Origin of the sequence: Paragemmobacter kunshanensis (assembly GCF_011059185.1) — a bacterium.
Taxonomy (GTDB): domain Bacteria; phylum Pseudomonadota; class Alphaproteobacteria; order Rhodobacterales; family Rhodobacteraceae; genus Paragemmobacter; species Paragemmobacter kunshanensis.
The window spans coordinates 1-953 of record NZ_JAALFE010000099.1 but is presented as its reverse complement, the minus strand read 5'-3'; the positions used below and the strand labels follow the sequence as shown (position 1 = coordinate 953).

Annotated in this window: 1 protein-coding gene; it reads right to left on the bottom strand. The window is 70.4% G+C overall.

What is annotated here, in order from left to right; genetic code table 11:
- Positions 1–113: 113 nt before the first annotated feature.
- Positions 114–836 carry an RNA polymerase sigma factor gene (locus G5V65_RS21950; protein WP_165054764.1) on the bottom strand — a complete coding sequence of 241 codons (723 nt, stop codon included), beginning with the start codon at positions 834–836 and terminating at the stop codon, positions 114–116.
- Positions 837–953: the final 117 nt, after the last annotated feature.

The following is a 953-nucleotide window of genomic DNA, read 5'->3' as shown; positions in this document are numbered from 1 at the left end:
TCGAGCGACAGATCGGCAGTGCGGTTCATGCGTGTCTGCTTTCGGTTGGAGGGAAGGCGCTCGGGGCGCTCGAATGGGAAAAGCCACCGGCGGGACCGGATCGGGACATCGGCTCAGGGGATTTCCTGGAGGGCGTCGTGCAGCCGCCGCATCGCGCGCTGATACCGCTTGCGGGCGGCGGCCTCGGTCAGGCCCAGTTCGGCTCCCGCCTCGGCTTGCGAGAAGCCCTCGATCGCCACGCGGATCACCAGCAGGGCGTCATCGCCCAGCAGCTTCCGCACGGCGCCGTTCAGCCGCGCGTACCCGTCCGCGCCGATGCCGCTTTCGCCGCTGTCCGCCACCTGGTCGGGATCGGCGCCGCTGGCGAGATGTTCGCGCGCCTGGTCTCGCTGGCGCACGCGGATCATGTCGCGTTCGACGTTGCGCAGCACCGTGGCCGCGATCCAGTTGACGCGCCTGAGATCGAGGCTGCGGACTGCCTCGGTGGTGCGCGCCAGAACGTCGGACGCGACTTCGTCGGCGCTGCCGAGCCTGCGCCAGAGCGACCGGCGTCGTATGGCGTCGAGGCCGGGCCAGAGCGCCAGCAACAGCACCGTCAGGGCGCAGTCGGACGTGGGCCCGTCGCCCTGCGCCGCCCCGACCAGCGCGGAGAGGATCACGTTCTTCCGGGCCGGATCGCCGGTCGTGCGGTGCAGCCCGTCCAGCAGGGCCGCCGGATCGCGGAACGGTGCGAGCGCGGCCTGCGTGCGCCGGACGGCGTCGAAACTGCGCTGGAAGTGAAGATTGGAGGACGAATGCATGAGGTGATCACGGATCTCGTGCCACGCGAAGGACATCGGACGCCTGCCTTGCGGCCAGGCGTCCGGCGCCTTCTCTTGGCCAGGTCAGGACGTCGCGCGTCTCTGCGATTTCAGGGGGTTGGGTGAATGCGCGCGTCAGCGCGCGGGTGCGGT